Source organism: Pseudomonas sp. CBS (assembly GCF_024734645.1).
Classification (GTDB): Bacteria; Pseudomonadota; Gammaproteobacteria; order Pseudomonadales; family Pseudomonadaceae; genus Aquipseudomonas.
Genome location: NZ_CP102929.1, coordinates 6,764,758 through 6,787,424, shown reverse-complemented (window position 1 = coordinate 6,787,424; position 22,667 = coordinate 6,764,758). Strand labels below are relative to the sequence as shown.

The following is a 22,667-nucleotide window of genomic DNA, read 5'->3' as shown; positions in this document are numbered from 1 at the left end:
GTGCTGCCATCAAAAGTGAAACGCCACCCCCGTGGTCACGTTGAACGCATCCCCTACATAGAAGTTGGCCGAGTCCTGGCCCTTGGCGTCGTACGCGGTGTTGGTGGCCGTGGCGTAGCGCTTGTTGGTCAGGTTGCGTGCATCGACAAACACTTCCCACTTCTTGCTCGGGGCCTCGTAGCCCACCTTGGCCCCCCACAAGGTGTAGGACGGCGCACTCAAGGAGTTGGCAAAATCCACGTAGTAGCTGGACGACGCCCGGGCATTGAGCTGCGCGTAGAAACCGCTGCCCTGGCGATACTCCAGCTCCGCCTGGTAGACCTGGCGCGGCAAGCCCGGCAACTGGTTGTCGCCGAACACCCCATCATTGCGGTAGTGGAAGTCGTTGAAGGTGTAGGCCTGGCGCAAGGTCACGCTGTCGCCGTTGCCGCCGTCCCACAGTTGCGCATTCAAGCCGGCTTCGATGCCCTGGTGAATGGTCGCGCTGCCGTTGGAAGTGGCCACCAACTGGTCCTGGGTAGCGGTTGCCTGGCGCACCACCACCGACAACAGTTCTTTCTGCACCCATGAACGGTAGACCGTCAGGCTGCCGTCGAAGATGCCATGGCCGCCACGAATACCGAACTCCACGGTGTTGGCTTTTTGCGGCCGCACATCACGGATGTAGGGCGTGCCGGTGCTGCCCAACTGCCAGGTGACCGGTGGATCTACGGAGCGGCTGACGTTGCCGAACACTTCGAACTCCGGGGTCAGCTGGTAGCGCAGGCCGATGCGCGGGGCGACGTCGGTCTCGTCGTACTCGACGCCACTGGGGAACGCGCTGGTATTGGTGCCGGTGCTGTATTCGATCTGCGCCTTGCGCTTGATATCAATCAGCGACAACCCGGTGGACAGCCACGTCCGGTCATTCAGTTGCAGTTCGTTGCCAAGGGAAAACACCGTGTCCCGGGAGCCGGTGTAGTTGGTTTTCTGCTGGGTGATGCCGGTGGCCTTGCTGTGGGATTTCACATCGGCGAGGTACGCCAGGGTGTTGCTGAAGGTCACGCTGCTGTCGCTGCGCAGGCCGAAGAAAGTGTCGGCGGTGCGCAGGTAGCGCAGGGTCAGGTTGACGTCCTGGGAGCGCCATTCCTGGGGTGTTGGCGAGTAACGCCAGCCGTTGTCCAGCGGGTAGTCGTTGTAGCCCAGGCCGACTTCGAGCTTGGCATCGTCGTCGAAGGTGTAGGTGGTGGTGCTGCCCAGCAGGGTCGAGCCGTCCTTCTTGCGCCCGATGGGCACGAGGTTGCTCGTAGGGTCGTGCTTGAGCTGGTATTTGGTCAGGGTATTGCCCTGGCTCAGCGTCTCTTCCTTGTAGCGAATGTAGAAGCGCGTCTCCAGTTGCGGGCTGAACACGTGGCCGAAGTTGGCGACGATCCCCTGTCCCTTGTTCGGCGTGTTGTCCTGATAACCATCCCGCTCGTTGTGCTGGATGCTGACGTAGTAGTCGTTGTCGCCCTCTACACCACCGGTGCTCAGTTGCTGCTTGCGGTAGCCGAAGCTGCCGGCTTCGAAGCGTGCGTAGTTGCCCGGATCGGTGCGGCCGGTCTTGCTCACGAAGTTGATCGCACCGCCCAGAGACAACGCCGAATAACGGAACGCGTTGGCGCCGTAGAGCACTTCGGTGTGGTCCACGGAGGCCATGTCCAGCATGTCTTCCTGGGTGCCCCCCGGGCCGGTCAACGGCAGGCCGTCGTAGAGGAATTTGATCCCCAGCACATAGCCTTGATAGAAGGTGTTGAGGCCCGAGCCACGGATCGAAATCTTGTTGGCACCCGAGCCGCTGGTGGCCTGGGCGAAGACTCCCGGTTGCAACGCCAGCACGTCCTCGGCATTCGCCGCCCGGCCCTGCTCGATCTTGCGGTTATCGATCACTGCGGTTTTGCCGGGCACCTTGGCCAGCTGCCTTTCGGCTTTTTGCGCTTCGGTGGCTTCGGCACCGGTGACTACCACTGTGGCCAGGGTCGGGTCGGTCTGGGCCGCAACGGCCGCACCGTGTATCAGCATCAACAGCACGCCAAGGCTGGACGCCGTAGCCAGTGACTCAAAACGACGAGCGCGTGGTTCAAACAGTTGCCGCATGGATTAAATACTCCTGGGGTCTCTAATTAGTTGGAGCATCTATTTGTATAGTCGCGCTCTGAATCCAACTTTGCAGGGTTCGTGCCACGCCAAAACATCAACGAATACGGGACCACAACCGTATTTAATCGGCACAGGCGCAACACTTTGCTGGCGGAATGTTCGATTCCCAACAACCGCTAAAAAGATAAATTACTTATATGCTTAACCGATAAAAGCATAACCGGCACCAGGCCACACAGGCCTTGGCACAACTGTCCGAATCCCAACACCTGTGCAACAAAAGTTGTGCTTTTGATAATAGTCGGCGCCGTCTGCGAACAAAAACCTGCAAGTTTCCAGCATCCTGTTACTTGGTATGGCTCTTGCTCCAGCAACTGTTGAATAAACTCACTCAACCACGCTCGACTATTAAGCAACGAGGTATTCACGCGTGACGGCCAACTTACTCTGCACCCGCAGGACGCCGCTGGAGATTGCCCGTGACCTGGCGAGCGAATTTGCCCGCACCGCCGTCGACCGCGATGCCAGCGGCGGCACGCCCAAAGCCGAACGCGACAAGCTGCGCAGCAGCGGCCTGTTGTCCCTTAGCATTCCCGGGCAATTCGGCGGGCTGGATGCCAACTGGTCGGAAACCTTCGAAGTGGTGCGTGAATTCGCCCGGGTCGACAGCTCCATCGCCCACGTATTCGGCTTTCATCACCTGATGCTCGCCACCGTCCGGTTGTTCGCCACGCCCGCGCAGTGGCACACCTGGTTCAGCCTGACGGCCAGCAACAACTGGTTCTGGGGCAACACCCTGAACCCGCTGGACACCCGCACGGTGGTCAAGCGCCACACGGGTTGGCGGGAATTCTCGGGGCAGAAGAACTTCTGCTCCGGGGCCAACGACTCGGAGATGCTGATCGCCTCGGCCATCGATGAAAGCGCCGGCGGCAAGTTGCTGATCGCGGCGATTCCCAGCGCCCGCAGCGGGATCATCCTGCACAACGACTGGAACAACATGGGCCAGCGCCAGACCGACAGCGGCAGCGTGACCTTCAAGCGCGTGCGTGTGGAGGAATCCGACCTGTTGCTGGACCCGGGGCCGTTGAGCACGCCGTTCGCCTGCCTGCGCCCGCTGATTGCGCAACTGCATTTTGCGAATATCTTCCTCGGCATCGCCGAGGGCGCATTCGAAGAGGCGCGCCAATACACCCTGGAAGAAGCCCGCCCGTGGTTCCGCTCCAGCGCCAGCCACACCACCCAGGATCCCTACATCCTCAGCCACTACGGCGACTTCTGGGTGGCGCTGCAAAGCACCCGCCTGTTGGTGGAGCGCGCAGGTGAGGTATTGGACGCGGCATGGGCCAAGGGCTCGGCCCTGACCAGCGAGGAACGCGGCACAGCGGCGATTGCCATTGCCACCGCCAAAGTCGCCGCCAGCCGCAACGGCCTGGAGTTGTGTAGCAAGGTCTTCGAGGTCACCGGCGCGCGGGCGACCAACGCCTCGGTGGCCCTCGACAGGCACTGGCGCAACTTGCGCACCCAGAGCCTGCATGACCCGCTGGACTACAAGCTTCATGAACTGGGCGAATGGGCACTGAACGGTACCCCGCCCATCCCGACGTTCTATTCGTAGAGATTGCCATGCAACTGCTGACCCTACCGCCCTCGCCCGCCCTTGCCACTTCCATCCGCGCCACCGCCCAGGTATTTGAAGACCCCCGGTCCAAAGCCTTGCTCAAGCATGTGCAACAAGTCGCGCCGAGCGAAGCCAGCGTGCTGATCATCGGCGAAACCGGCACCGGCAAAGAGCTGGTGGCTCGGCATATCCACAACCTCAGTGGCCGCAAGGCACAGCCGTTCGTGGCGGTGAACTGCGGTGCGTTCTCCGAGTCTTTGGTGGAAGCCGAGCTGTTCGGCCACGAGAAAGGCGCGTTCACCGGCGCCCTCAGCGCCAAGGCCGGCTGGTTTGAAGAAGCCAACGGCGGCACGCTGTTCCTCGATGAAATCGGTGACCTGCCGATGTCGATCCAGGTCAAGCTGCTGCGGGTATTACAGGAACGTGAAGTGGTGCGCCTGGGGTCGCGCAAAAGCACTCCGATCAATGTACGGGTGCTGGCGGCGACCAACGTGCAGCTGGAAAAAGCCATCAACGCCGGGCATTTTCGCGAGGACCTGTTCTACCGCCTCAACGTGGTCAACCTGGAACTCAGCCCGCTGCGGGACCGCCCCGGCGATATCCTGCCGCTGGTGCAGTATTTCATCGACACCTACACCCGCCGCCTGGGGTATGGCGAGGTGATCCTGAGCAAGGACGCCGAGCAACGGCTGGCCACCTACAGTTGGCCGGGAAATATTCGCGAACTGGAAAACGTCATCCACCACACCCTGCTGATCTGCCGGGACGGCGTGATCCAGGCCGATGACCTGCGCATGTCCAACCTGCGTATCGAACGCCAGGAAGACAGCACCACGGCCCATGACCTGCTTGACCTGGCCTTCCAGCGCCTGTTCGAGGAACAGGTCGACAACCTCCACGAACAGGTCGAGCGCAGCCTGCTCACTGCCGCTTACCGGCTGTGCCATCACAACCAGGTGCACACCGCCGAGTTGCTGGGGCTGAGCCGCAACGTGACCCGCACCTTGCTGATCAACCTGGGTGAGCTGAAGGTCAACAAGCGCCGCCCGCTGGCCGGTGCCAAAGACGAGCGAGTGCTGCACCTGTCGATCTGACCTGCACTGCGCGGCGTGCCCGGTACGCCGCCTGATCACAGCGCGACTTCATCCAGCGCATCACTGAACTGGCGACTCCACAAACGCGCATAGTGCCCGCCCAGGCGCAGCAACTGTTCGTGGCTGCCGTCCTCGATCACCCGGCCATTGTCGAACACCAGGATTCGGTCCAGATGGGCCACAGTGGACAGCCGATGCGCCACCACCAGCACGGTCTTGTCTTCCATGATTTCGTCGAGCTTGTCCTGGATAAAGCGCTCGGTGATCGAGTCCAGGCTGGAGGTGGCTTCGTCCATCACCAGGATAGGCGCGTTTTTCAGCAACACCCGGGCAATCGCAATGCGCTGACGCTGGCCGCCGGACAACTTGACCCCACGCTCGCCCACCAACGATTCGTAGCCGTGTTCCATGCTGTCGATAAACTCACTGGCGCCGGCGCGGTGGATCGCCTCGGCGACTTCATCCATCGAGGCATCCAGGCGGCCGTAATGAATATTTTCGCGAATGCTGCGGTGGAACAGGCCGGGCTCCTGGGGAATCAGGCCGATTTGCTGGTGCAGTGAATGCTGGGTGACGTCGCGCACGTCCTTGCCGTCCACCAGCACCTGGCCTTGCTGCACGTCGTAAAGACGTAGCAGCAGGCTCAGCAGCGACGACTTGCCGGAACCCGAAGCGCCCACCAGGCCGACTTTCTGGCCGGCGGGAATCACGATATTCAGGTGTTCGAAAATCGGCCGGCCAGCGCCGTAGCTGAAGCCCACGTCACGAAACTCGATATCGCCGCGCTTGACCTGTAGCGCCTTGGCACCGGGTTGGTCGATGACTTCATGGGGGCGAATCAAGGTGCGCACGCCGTTGGCAATGTTGCCGGTGGCTTCGAAGAATTCGAGAAAGCGTCGCGACAGGTTTTCCACATCGCTGATGATCAACAACGAAAGGCTGGTGGACATGACAAACGCAGCAATGTCGATACGGTGGCTGCGCCACAGGTAGAGCGCCAGCAATAACAAGCCGAGCTTAAGCACTACGCCACAGGAAGCCTGGAACCAGCGAATTTTTTCCATATACCCCAGGGATCGGTAGGCAGCCGCCACCTCCTTGTCGAGGAAAGTGCCGAGGTAACTGTGCTCGAACGCATGGCGCGCAAACAGGCGGATATTGGCCAGGTTGGAGACCGCATCCACCACCTTGCCGGTGCTGGTGCTGCGCGCTGCCGAATATTGTTGGGCCAGCGGATGGCTGCGGCGCGCGAGCACGTAACAGATGGCGATGAACGCCACCGACCAACCCGCCATGAACAACGCCAACAACGGCGATGCGGTCCATAGCAAGGCCGTGGCCAGGCTCAGCGTCACCAGCAGCGGGATCAGGTCGAACAGCAAGATGCTCAGGGTCTGATTCACCCCCAGGGTAATTTCCGCCACCCGATGCGCCAGCGCCCCGGCGAACTCATTGCTGATGAAACGATGGGAATGCTGTTGCAGATAAGCGAACACCACATGCGTCACCGTGCGCCGCTGCAACGGCAAGACGTGGATATGGCAGCCTGCGGATGCACGGGTAAACAGTACCTGGCACACCAGTAGCGCGCTTAGCAGTGTGAGTGGCCATTGCAGCACTTCAAAGGCACGCTCAGCCTCTAAGCCGTTGCTGACGGTGCGGGTGATCTGCCCCAGCCCCCAGGGCGTCAGAATCGAACACACCACGGCGGCAATCTGCAGCAGCAGGATCGCCAGGTACCACCCTTTGAAATGACCGATGAAATGCCGCACAAACGCCGCCGGGGTCGACGGCAAGTGTTGGACATTCCAGGTGCGAAACAATGAAAAAGACGAGCTCATGGCCAATGACATTCCTGAATGACGCCTGTGGCCGCGCAGCTTTCAGGCAAAAATAGTGAGTGTGATCGTTCCCACGCTCTGCGTGGGAATGCATCCGGTGACGCTCTGCGTCACGATTTCAAGAGCGGACGCAGAGCGTCCAGAGCGGCATTCCCACGCAGAGCGTGGGAACGATCTCAACAGACAAACATTCCCCTGTGGCGAGGGAGCTTGCTCCCGCTGGAGTGCGAAGCGCTCCCAGGATTTTGGGGCCGCTGCGCAGCCCAGCGGGAGCAAGCTCCCTCGCCACAGGTTCAGCGTCACTTTTGGGATTGGTAGCGGATTTCCTCCAGCTCACGACCGCCCCGGGTAAGGATGCGGCTTGATTCGGGCTGCGCTATCCATCCTGCATTTTGGTAAAAGCACACTGCCCGCCGGTTTTCAGCCAGCACCCACAACGTCGCCGTCTCCAGACCCAGGCTCGCGAGATGTTCCAGCCCCCTGAGCCACAGCGCCCTGCCCACTCCGGTTCCCCAGTGCTCGGCCAGCACATACACCGCCTGCACTTCACCGGTTACGCCTGGATCAGCATCCTCATCACGGCTCGAGCTGACAACAATCCAGCCCACCACACGCCCCTCGACCTGCGCGACAAACACAGCTTCGCTCCCCTGCTCAATCGACTGCCGCCAAAAGGCTTCGCGCCTGGGCTGCGTCGCCTCCAGCGAAGTCAGGTAATCCGCCGGCATCAGTTCACGATAAGCCTGCTGCCAACTGCGAATATGCACCCAGGCAATGTCACCTGCGTCCTCGATACGTGCTGCCCGAATCATCCAATTCCCTCTGCGCGTTTTGCATAAATCGCCGAGCCCGCCTGCGGCGACAGCCTGCGATAAACCAGCCCCGATAAGGCACACAGCAATCCGGCCCCCACCATGATCCAGGCGATATCACTCTGCTCGACCGTGGCATGCCCGCGCATGGCCATGATCAAGCCGAGCAGTCCCGCCGCGATGCCCACCGACAAACTCAAGGTCAGTTGAATGGTCATCGCCGACAGGCTGCTGGCACGGCTGGATTGCTCCGGCGGCACGTCGGCATAGGTCAACGCCCCGAGGGTGCTGAATTGCAGCGAGCGAATGATCCCGCTGCCAAATAACACCAGTATTACAAGCCAGTAAGGCGTTGATACCTCGAACAGGCTGCACGCCAGGAGGGTTGCACCGGTGAGCACGGCATTGCTGATCAAGGTGCGGCGGAAGCCGAAGCGGCTGACAATCCGCACCGCCAGCATTTTCATCAGGAACGCGCCCACACCACCGGCCACGCTCAGCAGCCCGGCCTGCAACGGGTTAAGCCCGAAACACAGCTGAAACAGCAGCACCAGCAAAAACGGCTGTGACGCGCTGCCGATGCGCATCAGGTTGCCGCCCCAGAAGCTCACGGCGAAGGTCGGTATTTTCAACAATGAAAAATCGATCAGCGGGTGCGCCGTCCGCCGCGCATGCCGGACATACAACCAGGCGCTCAACAACCCGCCGCCAATCAGCAGCAACGCCCACTGGCGCGGCAACAGGCCGTGGCCCAGTACCTCGAAGCCGAACACCAACCCGCCCAATGCCACACCGCTGAGCAACAGGCCGGGAACGTCCAATGGCTGGCCGGGCGTCCCGGAATAGTCCGGGATGTAGCGCAGCACCAGGATCACCCCGAGCACGCCGATCGGCAGGTTGATCAGGAAGATCCAGTGCCACGACAGCACCGTCACCAGCAGCCCGCCCAACGGCGGCCCCAGCAACGGCCCCACCAGCGCCGCGACTGTCAGGTACGACATGGCACGCAGCAGGTTTTCCCGCGCCGACCAGCGCAGCAGGATCACCTGCCCCACCGGCACCATCATCGCGCCCGAAGCCCCCTGGGCCAAACGCGCCAGGGACAACTGCAGCAACGAGCCCGAGCTGGCACAGGCCACCGACGCCAGGGTGAACAGCACGATGGCGCTGATAAACACCCGGCGCGGCCCGAACCGGTCGGCTGTCCAACCGCTCACCGGCACGAACAGCGCCACCGCCAGCAGGTACAGCGACACCACCAGGTTCATGCGCACACTGGGCTCGCCGAAATCCTGGGCCATCTGCGGCAGCGCCGTGAGCACCGCCGTCGCGTCGATCAGTTCCATGAACAGCGCACAGCCGATGATCATCGGCACCCGGCGCGCGTGCCCGGTGCCCACCTCGCCCAAGGGGTGTGAAAGGTCGAGGGCTTTGTTCAAAACAGCCCCGAGGTCGGTGGCGGCGTGCCCTTGAGTTGCCAGGCGCCCACGGCCGCGGCTTTCCAGTGCCGGGGATTGTGGTTGGCCACGGTGCGCGCGTTGCGCCAGTGCCGATCCAGGTTATGCGCGCGGCCAGTGGTGGAGGCGCCACCGACGTCGAACACCAGCTCGGCGGCCTTGAGTGCCGATTCCGCTGCGATGTATTGCGCCTGGGCCACATCCACTGCCGCCTGGTCGACGGCCACCGCATCAAGATCGGCAGCCCAGGCGCGGTCGATGGAATCCGCCGCGTGCAGCACCACCGCTTCGGCGGTAAAGGCCCGGGCCGAAACGTCGCCCACGCTCAGTTCTACATATGGATCATCCACCGAGCGCGTGGCGCTGCTGTGCTTGATCGGCCGTGCATGTTCCTTGGCAAAGCTCACCGCATCGTTCAGCGCATTGCGCGCAATACCGGCCTGCACCGCCGCGAGGAACACTTGCAGGAACGGCGTGACAATCGTGCGCTTGCCCTCCTCGACGGTGCGGGTGCGTATCTCACTGGCCAACACCTGCACATCATGCAGGTGGGTGGTGCCACTGGCGGTCAGGCGCTGGCCCATGGCGTCGAAATCATCCAGCAACTCCAGGCCCTGGCGGTCGCGGGGCAGGATGAACGATACGGGCTGGTCATTCTCGTCCAGGGCCACGGCGCTGACCCAATCGGCATACAACGAACCGGTGCTGTAGTACTTGCTGCCGGAAGCGCGAAAGTGCTCGCCGTCACCCACGATGCGCGCACTGATCGAACCGTTGGCACCGCCGACTTCCCAGCCGGCATTGCCAATCACGGCGCCTTGCAGGTAGCGCCCGAACCAACGCTCGCGCTCCTCCTCTGCCCCCTCAGCGCGGGACGCCAGCAGGCCTTCGACAAACCCGAAACCGGGGCGCAGGGCCTGGGCCACGTTGGAGTCGGCCGAAGCGATGCGAATCAGCAAGGCGATCACGTCCTTGACCGAACCACCGGCACCGCCAAACCGCTTGGGAATCCGCACGGTAAACAACCCGGCCTTGGCGATCTGCGCCACGGCCTCATACGGCAGTTGGCGGTCACGCTCACGCTGCGCAGCGCCGGCGGCAATCTGCGGCAGGATGCGGTCGGCTCGAGCGTTCAGTTCGGCCACCGTCACAACCGGCGGCGTGGGTACAGCAGACAACTTGCTCATGGCACTTCCTTGATTCAGGTCTAGATGGCGATTTTCCACAGGCGCGATTCATCAAACAGCCAGCCGGGGTTTTCCGGCTCCAGGGCCGGCACCACCAGCTGCGTACCGCTGCCGGGCAGGCGCGGCACTGCGCCCAACAAGCGTTGGGTGTATTCGTGTTGAGGGGATTCAAACAACGTCTCGACGCTGGCGCTTTCCACTACCTGGCCGTGGCGCATCACCAGCACCTCGTCGCTGACGTGGCGGATCACCCCGAGGTCGTGGGAAATAAACAGGTAGGCCAGGCCCAGCGAGGCTTGCAGGTCAGCCAGCAAATCCAGGACCTGGGCCTGCACCGACACGTCCAGCGCCGACACCGGCTCGTCACAGATAATCACCTTGGGATTGCTGGCAATCGCCCGGGCAATCGCCACGCGCTGGCGTTGCCCGCCCGACAGCTGCAGCGGCCGGCGCTCGGCCAGCTGCGGCGCCAGGCGTACCTGGTCGAGCAACTGCGCCACTCGCGCCGCCTGTTGCTCGAAGGCGATACCGGCAACGTCCAGCGCATCACTGAGAATCTGCCCGACTGTCCAGCGCGGGTCGAACGAACTCAGCGGGTCCTGATAGATCACGCTGATATCCCGGCGATGCAAACGTCGGGTCTTTTCCTCGACCCTTTCCGCGCCCGCTGCTGCCCATGGCTGGCCGAGAAAACGCACCTCGCCGGCATCCGGTTGCAGCAGCCCGAGGGCGATACGCGCCACCGTGGTTTTGCCCGAGCCGGATTCACCGACGATGCCCAGGGTACGACCGGCGCGCAGCTCGAAGCTGACGTCATCCACCACCTGGCGCGATTGTTGATCGGGGCCGACATACCGTTTGCCCAGCCCGGAGGCCTTGAGCAACACCAGCGAATCCGCGCCCGGCCGTGGTTGCGCGACCGCGTTGCTGCGCTCCGGCGACAAGCGTGTGCCACGGGCATGTTCGGCGGGCACCGCATCCAGCAGCGAGCGTGTGTAGGCATGGCGAGGATTGAGCAGCACCTGATCCATCGGCCCCTGCTCCACCACTTCGCCGTGGCGCAGCACCAGCACCTCATCCGCCAATTGCGCAACCACCGCCAGGTCATGGCTGATGATCAGCAGCGAATCGCCACGGGCCTTGATCTGCTGCAACACCTGCAGAATCTGCGCCTGCACCGTGGCATCCAGCGCGGTGGTCGGTTCATCGGCGATCACCAGGCCGGGGTTCAATGCGAGTGCACTGGCTATCAGCGCACGCTGGCGCAGGCCGCCGGAGAGTTGATCGGGACGCTGGCGGGCACGCAGTTGCGGTTCGGGTACGCCCACCAGGTCCAGCAGTTCGATGACGCGTTCGCCACGGCTGCGACGGTCGCCCCAGCGATGGGTCTCCAGCACCTCGAGAATCTCCTTGCCCACCGGCCGCAACGGGTCGAGGGACACCAGTGCGTCCTGCAATACAAAGCCGATGCCATTGCCCCGCAAGCGGCGCCAGCCCCGCTCCGACAGGCTGAGCAAATCCACCCCGTCATAGCTCAAGGTACGTGCGGTAACCTTGGCACCGGCACCTGCGAGGCCGATCAGGCTGCGGGCGGTGACGCTTTTGCCGGAACCGGACTCCCCCACCAGCGCCAGGGTCTTGCCCGGCTCCAGGGTGAAAGACAAATTGCGTACGACAGACTGCCCGGCAAACTCGATGGACAGCCCTTCAACGATCAAGCGTTTCTGGTCGCTCATGAAAGACGGCCCTCCAGGCGTTGTTGCAGGTAACGGCCAGTGACCGTGGTCGACAGGGTGGTGAGGACGATGAACAGGCCGGGGAAGAACGTCAGCCACCAGGCGTTGGCGATAAAGTCGCGGCCCATGGACAACATGGTCCCCCACTCCGGCGCCGGCGGGCGGGCGCCCAGGCCGAGAAAGCTCAGAGCCGAGGCCCAGACAATCGCCTGGCCCACGCCCATGGTCAGGGTCACGATCAACGGGCGCATGGCGTTCGGCAGCAACTGGCGCAGGATGATGCGCAATGGCGGATGCCCGAGGGCCCTGGCAGCTTCGATATAGCCCGCGTTACGCACCGCCAGCACCTGGCCACGAACCATCCTTGCGTAACCCGGCGCACTGCCCAGCCCGGTGGCGACAATCAGAGGGCCGATGCCGCTGCCAAAGATCGCCACGAACAGCAGCGCCAGGATCAGGCTCGGAAACGCAAACAGCACTTCCAGCAACCAACCCACGCCACGGTCCACCCGCGCACCGCCAAGGCCGCCCAGCAGGCCGAGAACGATGGCGATGCTCATGGCAATCGCCGTGGCCGCCAGGCCGATAAACAACGACTGGCGGGTGCCGTAGATCACCCGTGAAAAAATATCCCGCCCCGACTGATCGGTGCCGAACCAGTGGGCCAGGCTCGGCGAATGAAACGCATCGCGGGGCACGATAGCCAGCGGGTCGCTGTAGGCGAACAACTGCGGCACCAGCGCCGCGACAATCACCAGCAGCAAAAAGGTAATCGCCAACAGCGGGCCGAGGCGCAGGGTGCGAGTGGTGCGCTGAATCCGCAGCGCGGGCAGCGGTGTTTCCAGGGTCAGGCCGCTCATGCTGGAAGCTCCTGTTGGCGAGGGTCGACCCACAGGTACAGCAGGCCGACCAGAATATTGGCGAGCACGTAACCGGCGGCGACCACCAGGCTGATGCCGATGGTCAGCGGCAGGTCCTGTGCCTGCACCGCCTGGTACAGCTGGCGGCCGAGGCCCTTGCGGGAAAAGATCACTTCGATCACCACGGCGCCGCTGATCAGCGCGCCGATGGCCCAACCCGACAGCGAGATGCCCGGCAACACGGCGTGGCGCAACGCGTGCTTGAAGCGCACGTTGAAGTCACTCAGGCCACGGGTGCGGGCGGTCAGGATGAAGGGTTGGTCGAGGGTCAGGTCCAGGGATTCGCGGGTGACCTGGGCAATAAACCCGGCCAGCGGAATCGCCAGGGCGAACGACGGCAACACCAGGGTGCGCCAGCCATCGCTGCCCGCCGGCGGGAACAGCCGCAGGCCGAACGCAAACACCGCCAGCAATAGAATCCCCAGCCAGAAATGCGGCAACGCGGCGGCCAGGGTTTCGGCCAACGAGGCCAGGCTGGCAACCCAGCGCCGGCGCCCCGCCGTCAGCACCGTCAGCGCCAGCACCAAGACCCAGGCGAGTGCGAGGGACGTCAGGGTCAGTTCCAGGGTCGGCCAGGATTGCTCCGCGAGGACGCGGGTCACTGGCAGGTGCTGGGAATAGGAAACCCCCAGGTCACCCTGCACCAGGCGCCCGAGGTACAGCGCGTATTGCACCGCCAGAGGCTTGTCGAGGCCGTATTCGCGGGTGGATTCAGCGATGGTCTCAGCGGTGGGGTTGCCACTCGGGCCGCCGAGGATCGCCAGCACCGGATCGCCGGGCATCAGGCGCAAGGCAAAGAAAGTCAGCGTGGCCACCGCCCAGAGCACCAGCACGCCGCCGGCAAGGCGCCACAGCGCACGTTTGCCGAGCCGGGCCAGGCGCTCGTGGCGAGGGTTGGCAAGTGATGGACTGCTCATTTGTTCACCCATGCGTCATAGAGATACGTCACCGCCAGCGACGGCTCCAGCCGCACGCCCTGGGTGGTCTTGTAGATACCCAGCCGCGTGCTTTGCGGGTAGGTGGTCAGTTGCAGGTACTGGCTGGAAGCGATTTTCTGCGCCTGGTAATACAAGGCCCGGCGCTGCTCGCTGTCCTGGGTGGTGAGGGCCTGCTGGATCAACGTGTCGAAGGCTGGATCACTGAAGCCGGCGGTGTTCTGGTGGTAACCCCCGACGCCTGCCGGACGGATGAACTCGCTGCCAAAGATGATCCGCAGCACGTCGGCGGTGTTGGTGTTCCAGTAGCCGAGGCGAATGTCGTAGTCCCAGTCGGCCTGGCGTTTGGTGGCCTGCACATCACTCATCTGGTCGACGATCAGCTCGAAGCCGACCTGCCGGGTGGTGGCCTGCACCTGTTCCCACAAGGTGTATTCCGACGGTGGCGTGCGGTTGCCCATCACCACGTGAACTTGCAGACGCTTACCGTCCTTGGTGCGGTAGCCCTCGCTGTCGCGCTGGGTCCAGCCGGCCTGGTCGAGCAACTGCGCGGCACGGGCCGGGTCGTAATCCTGGGCGTGCTGGAATTCCGGGCTGTAGAAGCGCGTGGCCGGGCTCAACGGCCCACCGGCGCGGGGGAATTCGTTGAAGTACACGCTCTTCAACGCGCCCTCGATGTCGGAACTGCGCACGAAGGCTTCGCGCACCCGCAGGTCATCGAACGGCGCACGGGTGATGTTCAGCGTGCCGTTGGTGGGGTTGCCGGGGCGTTGGGCGATTACCAGGGTCAGGTCCGGATTGCGTCGCGCGGCCTCGTGGGATTCGGGAGGCAAGGCTTCGATCACGTCGACCTCGCCGGCCTGCAACGAGGCGAAGCGTACGGACGGTTCCTGGATGAACTTCCAGACGATCCGGTCGAGCCAGGCCGGGCCTTGGTGTTTGGCGGTGGGTGGGGCCCAGTTGTAGTCGGGGTTGCGCACCAGTTCGACCTGGCTTTGGCGGTCCCAGCGCACGACCTTGAACGGTCCGCTGCCGACCGGGCTTTCGCAGTTCTCGTCGCGGGAGCGCAGCAGTGCGGTGGGGGACTCGATGCCGAGGAAGCCTTGGGCCAACACTTCCAGGAACGCGGCGTAAGGCGTGGCGAGGTGCACCACTGCGGTGTATTCGTCGAGCACGTCGGTGCTGCGGTATTGGCGGATGTAGCCGCCTGCGGTGCTGGATTGGGTCTTGGGGTTGGCCATGTGGTCGAGGTTGGCCTTGACGGCGGCGGCGTTGAACGGGGTGCCGTCGGTGAAGTGCACGTCGTTGCGCAGGTGGAAGGTGTAGGTCAGGCCGTCGGGGGAGACTTCCCAGGTCTTGGCGAGCCAAGGGCCGATGCGGCCGTCGGAGTCCATTGAGACCAGGGAGTCGAGGTATTGCTGGGCGACGAACACCTGGGGCATGTCGCCGGCCACGTGGGGGTCGAGGCAGGTGGGTTCGCGGTCGGTGGCGTAGATCAGGGTGCCGCCCTTTACTGGTTGGTCACTGCGGGTGACGGTGGAGCTGCTTTGGCCGCAGCCGAGCAGCAGGCTGCAGAGTGTGGCGGTGCCGATGAGCAGCAACGAGGTGGATCGTCGCGGGTAAGGGGCGGGTTCTTGCATGATGACTGAGGCCTAAAGTCCGGGAACTGGGTTATTGCACAAGGCATGCCGGGTTTTTGGGCCTGTAAACAGGGGGTGTTGGGGGTTGGGGGGATTGGTGAAAACGACAATGTGTGTGGGAGGTGTTGGTCAGGCAACAGCTGGCCTTGGGGGGGAGTACATATCCGTTGCTGCGGTAACGGCCGCTATTGGTTCCGCTCTTACAGCGGCTCACTTTTGAAGAGCGCAAAAGTAAGCAAAACGCTCTTGCCCCACCACTCGGCACCTCGCCTAGGCTCGGTGTGCCCTCACTCCGGCTTTGGACCGTGGGCCGCCGTCATGGGCCATCCCTGGCCCAGGACGGCTAACCTGGCGTCCTGCCAGGTTACCCACGCTCCAAAGCCTGCGTTCGGCCAGCGTGGTTTAACGGGGCGCCTAAGATCAAGATCAAAAGCAGATCAAAAGCACAGCGGCCTCCCGGCCGGCTTGAGTGTTGAAGAGCAAAATCAAAAGCTAAAGCGGGCACGGTCCAAAAAATGTGGGAGCGGGCTTGCTCGCGAAGGTCGTTAACGATGACGCGGGCATTCTGGATGAACGCGGCGCTCTCAGGTTTTTCGCGAGCAAGCCCGCTCCCACAGAAAAGCAGCTCTGTTTTCGCTCTGGTTTTTGCTTTTGCTCTTCAACACTCAAGCCGGCCGGTAGGCCGCTGTGCTCTTGCTGTTGATCTGCTGTTGATCTTGATCTGACTGCCCCATTCAGCCCGAGGCCGAACGCAGGTATTGAGGAGCGGGTAAACCGGCAGGACGCCGGTTTAGCCGCGCCGGGCCATGGATGGCCCGTCGCGGCGGCCCGCGGAGCAATGCCGGAGTGAGGGAACGCCGAGCCACAGCGAGGCGCCGACAGGCGGGGCAGAGCGTTTTGGTTACTTTTGCGCTTTTCAAAAGTGACCCGCTGTAAGAGCGGAACCCTAAGTGGCCGTTACCGAAGAAACGGATATGTACTCTCAACTCACGCGGGAAACCGCAACGGCAACGCCGGCTTCAGCAACGCCTCCGGATCCCGATAACGCGCGCCAAAATGGTCCCCCGGCAACCGCGCCCGCCCAGCCCCAAACAACCGCTCCCGCAACGTCTCCCCCTCGTTGTACCGCTCACGAAACCGCCCACGACGACGCAACTCCGGCACCACCAATTCAATAAAATCCCGCGCCGTTTCGAACGACAGATACTGCCTCAGGTTAATCCCGTCGATCCCATCCTCATCCAGCCATTTCTCAATCGCATCCGCCACCACCGTAGGTGTACCGGCAACAAAAAAACGCTCACGATTGAAGCCACCAAGCTGGGCCAGAACCGCGCCCACCGTGGAATCCGGTTTATACCGGCTCAAACTCTCCCACCCCTTGACCTGCCGACCCACCAGATCACTGATCAAGGTATCCCGCGGATACGCCGTCAAATCAATCGCCGACTGCCCATGAGCCAACGACGCCTCAACACTCACCAGCTTGCGATAACTGTCGAGCTTGGCACTCACCTCCTCATCGGTACGCCCGACGATCACCCCCGCCATCACAATAAACTTCAACCCCGCCGGATCACGATCATGCTCAACAGCCTTCTGCCGCATCGCCTGGATATTCGCCCGCACCGCCGGCGCATCATTACCCCCGGTAAACACCACTTCAGCATGCCGCCCGGCAAACTCGATGCCCGCCGGTGACCCGGTGGCCTGAAATAACACCGGCGTACGTTGCCGCGAAGGCTGGCACAAGTGCGGACCGGCAACCTTGAAGTGCTCCCCCACATGGTTGATATAGCGCACCTTGTCCGGATCGGTATAGATCCGGCGCTCGCGGTCGACGATTACCGCGTCGTCGTCCCACGAGCCTTCCCAAAGTTTGTACAACACGTCCAGATATTCATCGGCGATCTCGTAGCGGTGATCATGGACCACCTCAGTGTCGTGCCCGAAGTTGCGCGCCGCATTCGGCAAATATGAGGTGACGATGTTCCAACCCACCCGCCCCTTGGTCAGGTGATCGAGGGTACTCATGCGCCGCGCAAACGCGAACGGCGGTTCGTAGGTGGTGGAAAAGGTCGCGCCGAAGCCAAGGTTTTTAGTCACCCCGGCCATCGCCGGAATCACCAGCAGCGGGTCGTTGCTGGGGATCTGCATGCCTTCACGCAACGAGGTTTCAGGGCCATCACGAAAACGGTCGTAGGTGCCAATCACGTCGGCCAGGAACACACCGTCAAAGGTGCCGTATTCCAGCAATTGCGCCAGCTCGGTCCAGTAGTCGAGGTCGTTGAAGCGGTGTCGGTTGTTGTCCGGGTGCACCCACAAACCATGGACGATGTGACTGACGCAGTTCATCTCAAACAAATTCACGTGCAGTTGCTTGGGCACCTGGAGCACTCCTTTCGTAGATACGTTTTCCAATACGTCAGATCGCGACGTTCAGGTAGAACGGGACTGGCGTGTGTTCGGTTTCAAGGTTCGGGATCGCGTCGATCAGCGCGCGGGTATAGGCGTGGGCCGGACGGTCGAACACGGCGCGTACCGAGCCGGACTCCACCACTTCGCCGGCCTTCATCACCAGCACGCGTTCACTGACGTGGTTGATCACCCCCAGGTCGTGGGAGATGAACAGACAGGCCAGGCCGAGGCGGCGCTTGAGGTCGTCGAGCAGCTCCAGAATCTGTGCCTGTACCGACACGTCCAGCGCCGAGACCGGTTCATCGCAGATAAGGATTTGGGGCTCGGAAGCCAACGCTCGGGCAATCGCGATGCGCTGGCGTTGGCCGCCGGAGAGTTCGATGGGTCGGCGGGACAAGGCGCTGGCATCGAGGCGCACCAGTTCCAGCAGTTCCAGTGCGCGGTCGCGCCGTGCGTGACGCGGTACGCCGGCCACCACCAGCGCTTCGAACAGCACACGCTGCACCGTGTAGCGCGGGTCGAAGGAGCTGAGGGGGTCCTGGAACACCACTTGCACCGCACGCCGGGCTTCGCGTTTTTGCCGGGTGTCGAGGTCGGACCAGCGCTGGCCCTTGATCCATACCTCGCCGGCATCGGCGGTTTCCAGGCCGAGTATCAGGCGGGTCAAGGTGGTCTTGCCGCAGCCCGATTCGCCCACTACCCCCAGGGTTTCGCCGCGACGCAGCTGCAACGACACCTGGTTCAACACCGTGCGGGTTTTGCCGTCGGGACCAACAAAGGTTTTGGAGAGATCACGCGCTTCGAGCAGCACCTCGCCTTCGGGAGCAGGCTCCGGTTCAACTGCCGTAAGCAACCGGCGTGTGGGCTGGAAGTGCACGGCCTTGGCCGCCCGCAGCAGCAGTTGCGTATACGGATGACGCGGGTCTTGCAGGACCTGCTCGGTGCTGCCCTCCTCCACGATCACGCCGTGGCGCATCACGGCCACGCGATCGGCCAGGCGCGAGACCACCGACAGGTCATGGCTGACCATCAGCAGCGCGTTGTCTTCACCCCGCAGGCTTTCCAGCAGCGCGATAACTTGGGCCTGCACCGTGGCGTCCAGTGCCGTGGTGGGTTCATCGGCAATGATCAGCCGTGGGTTGCAGGCGATGGCCGAGGCGATCAACGCACGCTGGCGCAAACCGCCGGAAAGTTGCCAGGGGTATTGGCTGGCGCGCAGCTCTGGTTCCGGCACGCCGACATCCCGCAGCAGTTCCAGCACCCGCAGGCGGCGCGCTTCCAGGCCCAATGCGGTGTGCAGGTGCAACGGTTCTTCGATCTCGGCACCGACGCGGCGCAGCGGGTCCAGCGCGCCGAGGGCGTCCTGCATCACAAAGCCGATGCTCGCGCCGCGCAGTTGCTGCCAGGCCCGCTCATTGAGCTGGCGCAGGTCGACGCCCTGGAAGGCCAGCTTGGCGGCCTGGACGTGGGCGTCCTTGCCGGTGAGGCCGGCCAGGGTGCGGGCGGTGACGCTTTTGCCGGAGCCCGACTCCCCCACCAGCGCCAGGCATTCACCGCGATGCAACTGCAGGCTGACGCCGTGCAACACCGGCTCGGCCTGGCCGAAACAGACCGTCAGGTCGCGGATATCGACCAGCGGGCCGAGGGTATGGATGTTCATCGTCATAGGGGCTTTCCTTCGCTGCGGCGCAACAGTTCGCGGCCGATGGCACTGATGGAGACAACGGTCAGGGTGATGATCAGGGCGGGCCAGGCCACCAGCCACGGCGCATTGGCCAGGAAGCTGCGCCCGATGGACATCATCCCGCCCCACTCCGGCGCGGGCGGCGGTGCGCCGAAGCCGAGGAAGCTCAAGGCGGCGCCGGCGGTGATCGCGCCGCCGACGCCGATGGTGGCGAGGATTAGCACCGGCTTGAAGGCATTCGGCAGGATGTGCCGCAGCACCACCGCCAGATGGGATTGGCCGAGGGTGACAGCGGATTCAACGTAGCCGGCGTTGCGCACATTCAGGGTTTGCGCCCGCACCAGCCGCGCATAACGCGGCACGCCGGCGATGCCAATCGCGAGTATCAGGTTGGCCGTGCCCTGGCCGAAAAACGTGATGATCACCAGCGCCAGCAACAGGTCGGGAAACGACAGCAGCACGTCGATCCCGCGCATCAGGGCGCCATCCAGCCAACGCGGACCAAGGCCGGCGATCAACCCGAGCACGGTGCCCCAGGCCAGTCCCAGCGCGGTGGCAGCGAGGCCCATGAACAGCGACGAGCGCACGCCATAAATCAACCGGCTGAGCACGTCGCGGCCGTTCTCATCGGTGCCCAGCCAATACAGGTTGCTCGGCGCCTGGAACGCCAGGCGCGCCGACGCCTCCAGCGGGTCATAGGGCGCCAGCCATTGCGGAACAACGGCGGCCAACAGCAGCAGGGCAACAAACACCCCGGCGAGCAATAGGCCCGGCCGCAGCCGGGTCAGCCCGACAAGACGCAACGGGCGAATGCCGCTCAACGTATCAATGGTCTGCGTCATGCCAGGCTCCTCGTTCTAGGGCGCAGGGTTGGGAATGCGCTGGTGGATGGCCTGGACCTGCGCCTTGATCTCGTCGCTGAGGCTCACGTCCAGCGCGCCGAGGTTGTCGCGCAATTGCGCCAGGCTGGTTTGCCCGGTGAGCGCGCTGGTGACGAAGGGTTTGTCGATGATGAAGGCCAGGGCCAACTGGGCCGGCGTCAGGCCGTGCTGCCGGGCAATTTCCACGTAGCCGGTGATGGCCTCCAGGGCCGAGGCACTGTCATAGCGGTTGAAGGTGCGGTACACCGCCGACAGCCGCGAACCCTCGGGACGTGCGCCGCCCAGGTATTTGCCGGTGAGCGCACCGAAGGCCAGCGGCGAGTACGCCAGCAGGCCGACGCCTTCGCGGTGGGTGAACTCCGAGAGGCCGCCCTCGTACAGGCGATTCAGCAGGCTGTAGGGGTTTTGCACGCTGGCAATCCGCGGCAGGCCGAGGCGTTCGCTTTGCTTGAGAAACTCGGCGACGCCCCACGGGGTTTCGTTGGAAACGCCGATGTGGCGCACCTTGCCGGCCTTTACCTGATCGGCCAGCACCGCCAGGGTTTCCTCGATGGCGACGCTTTGGGTGTCTTCCCGATACGGGTATTCGCGCTGGCCGAAGATGTTGGTGGTGCGGTCCGGCCAGTGCAGTTGGTAGAGGTCGAGGTAGTCGGTGTTCAGGCGTTTGAGGCTGCCGTCCAGGGCTTCGACGATGTTGCGCCGGTCGTGGTGGCTGAGGCCGTCGCGGATGTGTTGCTGGCTGCTGGGATCACGGGCCGGGCCGGCGATTTTGCTCGCCAGGATCACCTCGTCCCGGCGACCACTGGCCGCCAGCCAACTGCCGATGTAGCGCTCGGTGGTGCGCCAGGTTTCAGCCTTGGTGGGCGTGGGGTACATCTCGGCGGTGTCGATGAAGTTGATGCCTTCGGCCAGCGCCAAATCAATCTGCTGATGGGCATCGGTTTCGGTGTTCTGGTGGCCCCAGGTCATGGTGCCCAGGCCCAGCACGCTGACTTGGATATCGCTGTTGCCCAGTTGGCGGTAACGCATGGGTGATCCTTTTTTATTCAAGGGTTGAAGGCTCATACCGCACTCGCTTCGTCGCGGGCGGCCTGCTGCTCGGCGTCGGCGGCTTGCAAGCTGCGCCAGGCGGCGTTGGGGGTGACATCGTTGAGGTAGTAATTGCCCAGAGCCCGTTCGCGAAAGATCGCCGGGTTATGGGAGGCCAGGGTGCGCGCGTTGCGCCAATGCCGGTCGAAGCGACGCGACTCGCTGGTGGCGGAGGCGCCGCCGACTTCGAACAGCAGCGTGGTGGCTTCCAGTACTTGTTCCAGCACGATCTGTTGCGCCTGAAAGGCGCGGATCTCCGCCTCGGTGTAATGCTCTTCGTTGGCGTAGCCGCCCTGCTCTGCTTCGTGCACCTCCTGAAGGACCTCGGCAACGGCCAGCACCTGGGTGCGGGCGGCATAGGCCAGGCTCGACAGGCGACCGATCACCCGCTGCACCAGCGGATCGTCCTTGGGGCTCGATTGCCCCGGCACGCCAAACGCGCGGGTGCGGCCTTTGACGAATTCGGTGGCGTCGCGCAGCACGGCGTTGGCGATGCCGGCCAGGGTCGCCAGGTGGAACAGCTGGTAGAACGCGCTCAGGTAGGACTCGGCGCGCAGTTCGTCTTTCTTGAAGCGCCGCACGATGTGCTGCGCCGGTACGTCGACCGCCTTGAAGCGCGTGGTGCCGCTGCCGGTGAGGCGCTGGCCAAAGCCGTCCCAGTCATCCTCGACGGTGACACCCGGCGCGTCGGTACGCACCGCGAGGCTGACAAAATCCTCACCATCCAGGGCAACGGCGGCGATCCAATTGGCGTACAGCGTGCCGGTGCAGTAGTACTTCTCGCCGTCCAGCTGCCAGCCGGAATCGACGGCGCTGAGGGTCACCGAGTTGCGGGTGGTGTCGGTGCGTTCGGCCATGGCCGCGCCCCACAGCTCGCCGTCGACGACTTTGGCGAACCAGTAATTTTGGGACTCGCTGTCACGGCTGGAAATCCGGCCTTCAACAAACCCGAAATGCGCGCGCACAATCTGCGGCAGGTTTGAATCCGCCTCCCCCAGTTCAATCAACAGGCGAAACAACTGCGGCAGGCTCGCACCCAGGCCGCCCAATGCCTGCGGCACACGCAGGGCGCCAAAGCCGGCCTCCCGCAGCCACGCCACCGCATCATGGGCCAGCTCGCGTCGCTGCTCGCGGGCGACGGCGGTGTCGGCTATCCGTGCAAATACGTCGGCGAAACGCTGGTGCAAGTCGGCATAACTCACCGCAGCGGGGATCGAAGCACTCATGGTTTTTC

General features: G+C 63.4%; 16 protein-coding genes. 2 read left to right on the top strand and 14 right to left on the bottom strand.

Going from position 1 to position 22,667, the window contains the following annotated elements; translation table 11 throughout:
- Positions 1-9: 9 nt before the first annotated feature.
- Positions 10-2,115, bottom strand: coding sequence for a TonB-dependent receptor domain-containing protein (locus NVB75_RS31060; protein ID WP_258344780.1), 2,106 nt, complete (start codon positions 2,113-2,115; stop codon positions 10-12).
- Positions 2,116-2,548: 433 nt separating this feature from the next.
- Between NVB75_RS31060 and NVB75_RS31055 the strand changes: the two genes are divergently transcribed.
- Positions 2,549-3,736, top strand: a complete 1,188-nt coding sequence (locus NVB75_RS31055; protein ID WP_258344778.1) for an acyl-CoA dehydrogenase family protein — start codon at positions 2,549-2,551, stop codon at positions 3,734-3,736.
- Between the two features lie 8 nt (positions 3,737-3,744).
- A complete protein-coding gene (locus NVB75_RS31050; RefSeq protein WP_258344777.1) occupies positions 3,745-4,833 on the top strand; it encodes a sigma-54-dependent Fis family transcriptional regulator in 1,089 nt (362 codons plus the stop codon).
- A 35-nt stretch (positions 4,834-4,868) separates the two neighbouring features.
- Here NVB75_RS31050 and NVB75_RS31045 read toward each other — a convergent pair whose 3' ends face one another.
- The 13 genes from NVB75_RS31045 to NVB75_RS30985 form a co-directional block, all read right to left on the bottom strand.
- A complete protein-coding gene (locus tag NVB75_RS31045) occupies positions 4,869-6,674 on the bottom strand; it encodes an ABC transporter ATP-binding protein (RefSeq protein WP_258344775.1) in 1,806 nt (601 codons plus the stop codon).
- Positions 6,675-6,973: 299 nt separating this feature from the next.
- The gene (locus tag NVB75_RS31040) at positions 6,974-7,486 is read right to left on the bottom strand and encodes a GNAT family N-acetyltransferase (protein ID WP_258344773.1); all 513 of its coding nucleotides are present in this window, start codon (positions 7,484-7,486) and stop codon (positions 6,974-6,976) included.
- Positions 7,483-8,925, bottom strand: coding sequence for an MFS transporter (locus tag NVB75_RS31035; protein ID WP_258344772.1), 1,443 nt, complete (start codon positions 8,923-8,925; stop codon positions 7,483-7,485). The genes NVB75_RS31040 and NVB75_RS31035 overlap by 4 nt, the downstream gene beginning before the upstream one ends.
- Positions 8,922-10,130: an acyl-CoA dehydrogenase family protein gene (locus NVB75_RS31030; protein ID WP_258344771.1), complete on the bottom strand. Its 1,209-nt coding sequence runs from the start codon at positions 10,128-10,130 to the stop codon at positions 8,922-8,924. The genes NVB75_RS31035 and NVB75_RS31030 overlap by 4 nt, the downstream gene beginning before the upstream one ends.
- Positions 10,131-10,150: 20 nt before the next feature.
- Positions 10,151-11,866 carry an ABC transporter ATP-binding protein gene (locus NVB75_RS31025; protein WP_258344770.1) on the bottom strand — a complete coding sequence of 572 codons (1,716 nt, stop codon included), beginning with the start codon at positions 11,864-11,866 and terminating at the stop codon, positions 10,151-10,153.
- On the bottom strand, positions 11,863-12,726 hold the full coding sequence (locus NVB75_RS31020) for an ABC transporter permease (protein WP_076016009.1): 864 nt from the start codon (positions 12,724-12,726) through the stop codon (positions 11,863-11,865). Before NVB75_RS31020 ends, NVB75_RS31025 begins: the two co-directional genes overlap by 4 nt.
- Positions 12,723-13,703 (bottom strand): ABC transporter permease, encoded by a 981-nt coding sequence (locus NVB75_RS31015; RefSeq protein WP_258344769.1) that lies wholly within the window; start codon positions 13,701-13,703, stop codon positions 12,723-12,725. Before NVB75_RS31015 ends, NVB75_RS31020 begins: the two co-directional genes overlap by 4 nt.
- Positions 13,700-15,361: an ABC transporter substrate-binding protein gene (locus NVB75_RS31010; protein WP_258344768.1), complete on the bottom strand. Its 1,662-nt coding sequence runs from the start codon at positions 15,359-15,361 to the stop codon at positions 13,700-13,702. Before NVB75_RS31010 ends, NVB75_RS31015 begins: the two co-directional genes overlap by 4 nt.
- A gap of 987 nt (positions 15,362-16,348) precedes the next feature.
- Positions 16,349-17,749, bottom strand: a complete 1,401-nt coding sequence (locus NVB75_RS31005; protein WP_258344767.1) for an LLM class flavin-dependent oxidoreductase — start codon at positions 17,747-17,749, stop codon at positions 16,349-16,351.
- 37 nt (positions 17,750-17,786) lie between these two features.
- Complete coding sequence (locus NVB75_RS31000) at positions 17,787-19,445, bottom strand: ABC transporter ATP-binding protein (protein ID WP_258344766.1); 1,659 nt, start codon at positions 19,443-19,445, stop codon at positions 17,787-17,789.
- Positions 19,442-20,305, bottom strand: coding sequence for an ABC transporter permease (locus tag NVB75_RS30995; protein WP_258344765.1), 864 nt, complete (start codon positions 20,303-20,305; stop codon positions 19,442-19,444). The genes NVB75_RS31000 and NVB75_RS30995 overlap by 4 nt, the downstream gene beginning before the upstream one ends.
- Before the next feature lie 15 nt (positions 20,306-20,320).
- Positions 20,321-21,373 (bottom strand): NADP(H)-dependent aldo-keto reductase, encoded by a 1,053-nt coding sequence (locus tag NVB75_RS30990; protein ID WP_258344764.1) that lies wholly within the window; start codon positions 21,371-21,373, stop codon positions 20,321-20,323.
- A gap of 32 nt (positions 21,374-21,405) precedes the next feature.
- Positions 21,406-22,659 carry an acyl-CoA dehydrogenase family protein gene (locus NVB75_RS30985; RefSeq protein ID WP_258344763.1) on the bottom strand — a complete coding sequence of 418 codons (1,254 nt, stop codon included), beginning with the start codon at positions 22,657-22,659 and terminating at the stop codon, positions 21,406-21,408.
- Between the last annotated feature and the right edge of the window lie 8 nt (positions 22,660-22,667).

Excerpts from the sequence above, each read along its gene's own strand:
- NVB75_RS31060 (WP_258344780.1), bottom strand. The coding sequence starts at position 2,115 with ATGCGGCAACTGTTTGAACCACGCGCTCGTCGTTTTGAGTCACTGGCT.
- NVB75_RS31050 (WP_258344777.1), top strand. The coding sequence starts at position 3,745 with ATGCAACTGCTGACCCTACCGCCCTCGCCCGCCCTTGCCACTTCCATC.
- NVB75_RS31045 (WP_258344775.1), bottom strand. The coding sequence starts at position 6,674 with ATGAGCTCGTCTTTTTCATTGTTTCGCACCTGGAATGTCCAACACTTG.
- NVB75_RS31040 (WP_258344773.1), bottom strand. The coding sequence starts at position 7,486 with ATGATTCGGGCAGCACGTATCGAGGACGCAGGTGACATTGCCTGGGTG.
- NVB75_RS31030 (WP_258344771.1), bottom strand. The coding sequence starts at position 10,130 with ATGAGCAAGTTGTCTGCTGTACCCACGCCGCCGGTTGTGACGGTGGCC.
- NVB75_RS31025 (WP_258344770.1), bottom strand. The coding sequence starts at position 11,866 with ATGAGCGACCAGAAACGCTTGATCGTTGAAGGGCTGTCCATCGAGTTT.
- NVB75_RS31020 (WP_076016009.1), bottom strand. The coding sequence starts at position 12,726 with ATGAGCGGCCTGACCCTGGAAACACCGCTGCCCGCGCTGCGGATTCAG.
- NVB75_RS31015 (WP_258344769.1), bottom strand. The coding sequence starts at position 13,703 with ATGAGCAGTCCATCACTTGCCAACCCTCGCCACGAGCGCCTGGCCCGG.
- NVB75_RS31010 (WP_258344768.1), bottom strand. The coding sequence starts at position 15,361 with ATGCAAGAACCCGCCCCTTACCCGCGACGATCCACCTCGTTGCTGCTC.
- NVB75_RS31000 (WP_258344766.1), bottom strand. The coding sequence starts at position 19,445 with ATGACGATGAACATCCATACCCTCGGCCCGCTGGTCGATATCCGCGAC.
- NVB75_RS30995 (WP_258344765.1), bottom strand. The coding sequence starts at position 20,305 with ATGACGCAGACCATTGATACGTTGAGCGGCATTCGCCCGTTGCGTCTT.
- NVB75_RS30990 (WP_258344764.1), bottom strand. The coding sequence starts at position 21,373 with ATGCGTTACCGCCAACTGGGCAACAGCGATATCCAAGTCAGCGTGCTG.
- NVB75_RS30985 (WP_258344763.1), bottom strand. The coding sequence starts at position 22,659 with ATGAGTGCTTCGATCCCCGCTGCGGTGAGTTATGCCGACTTGCACCAG.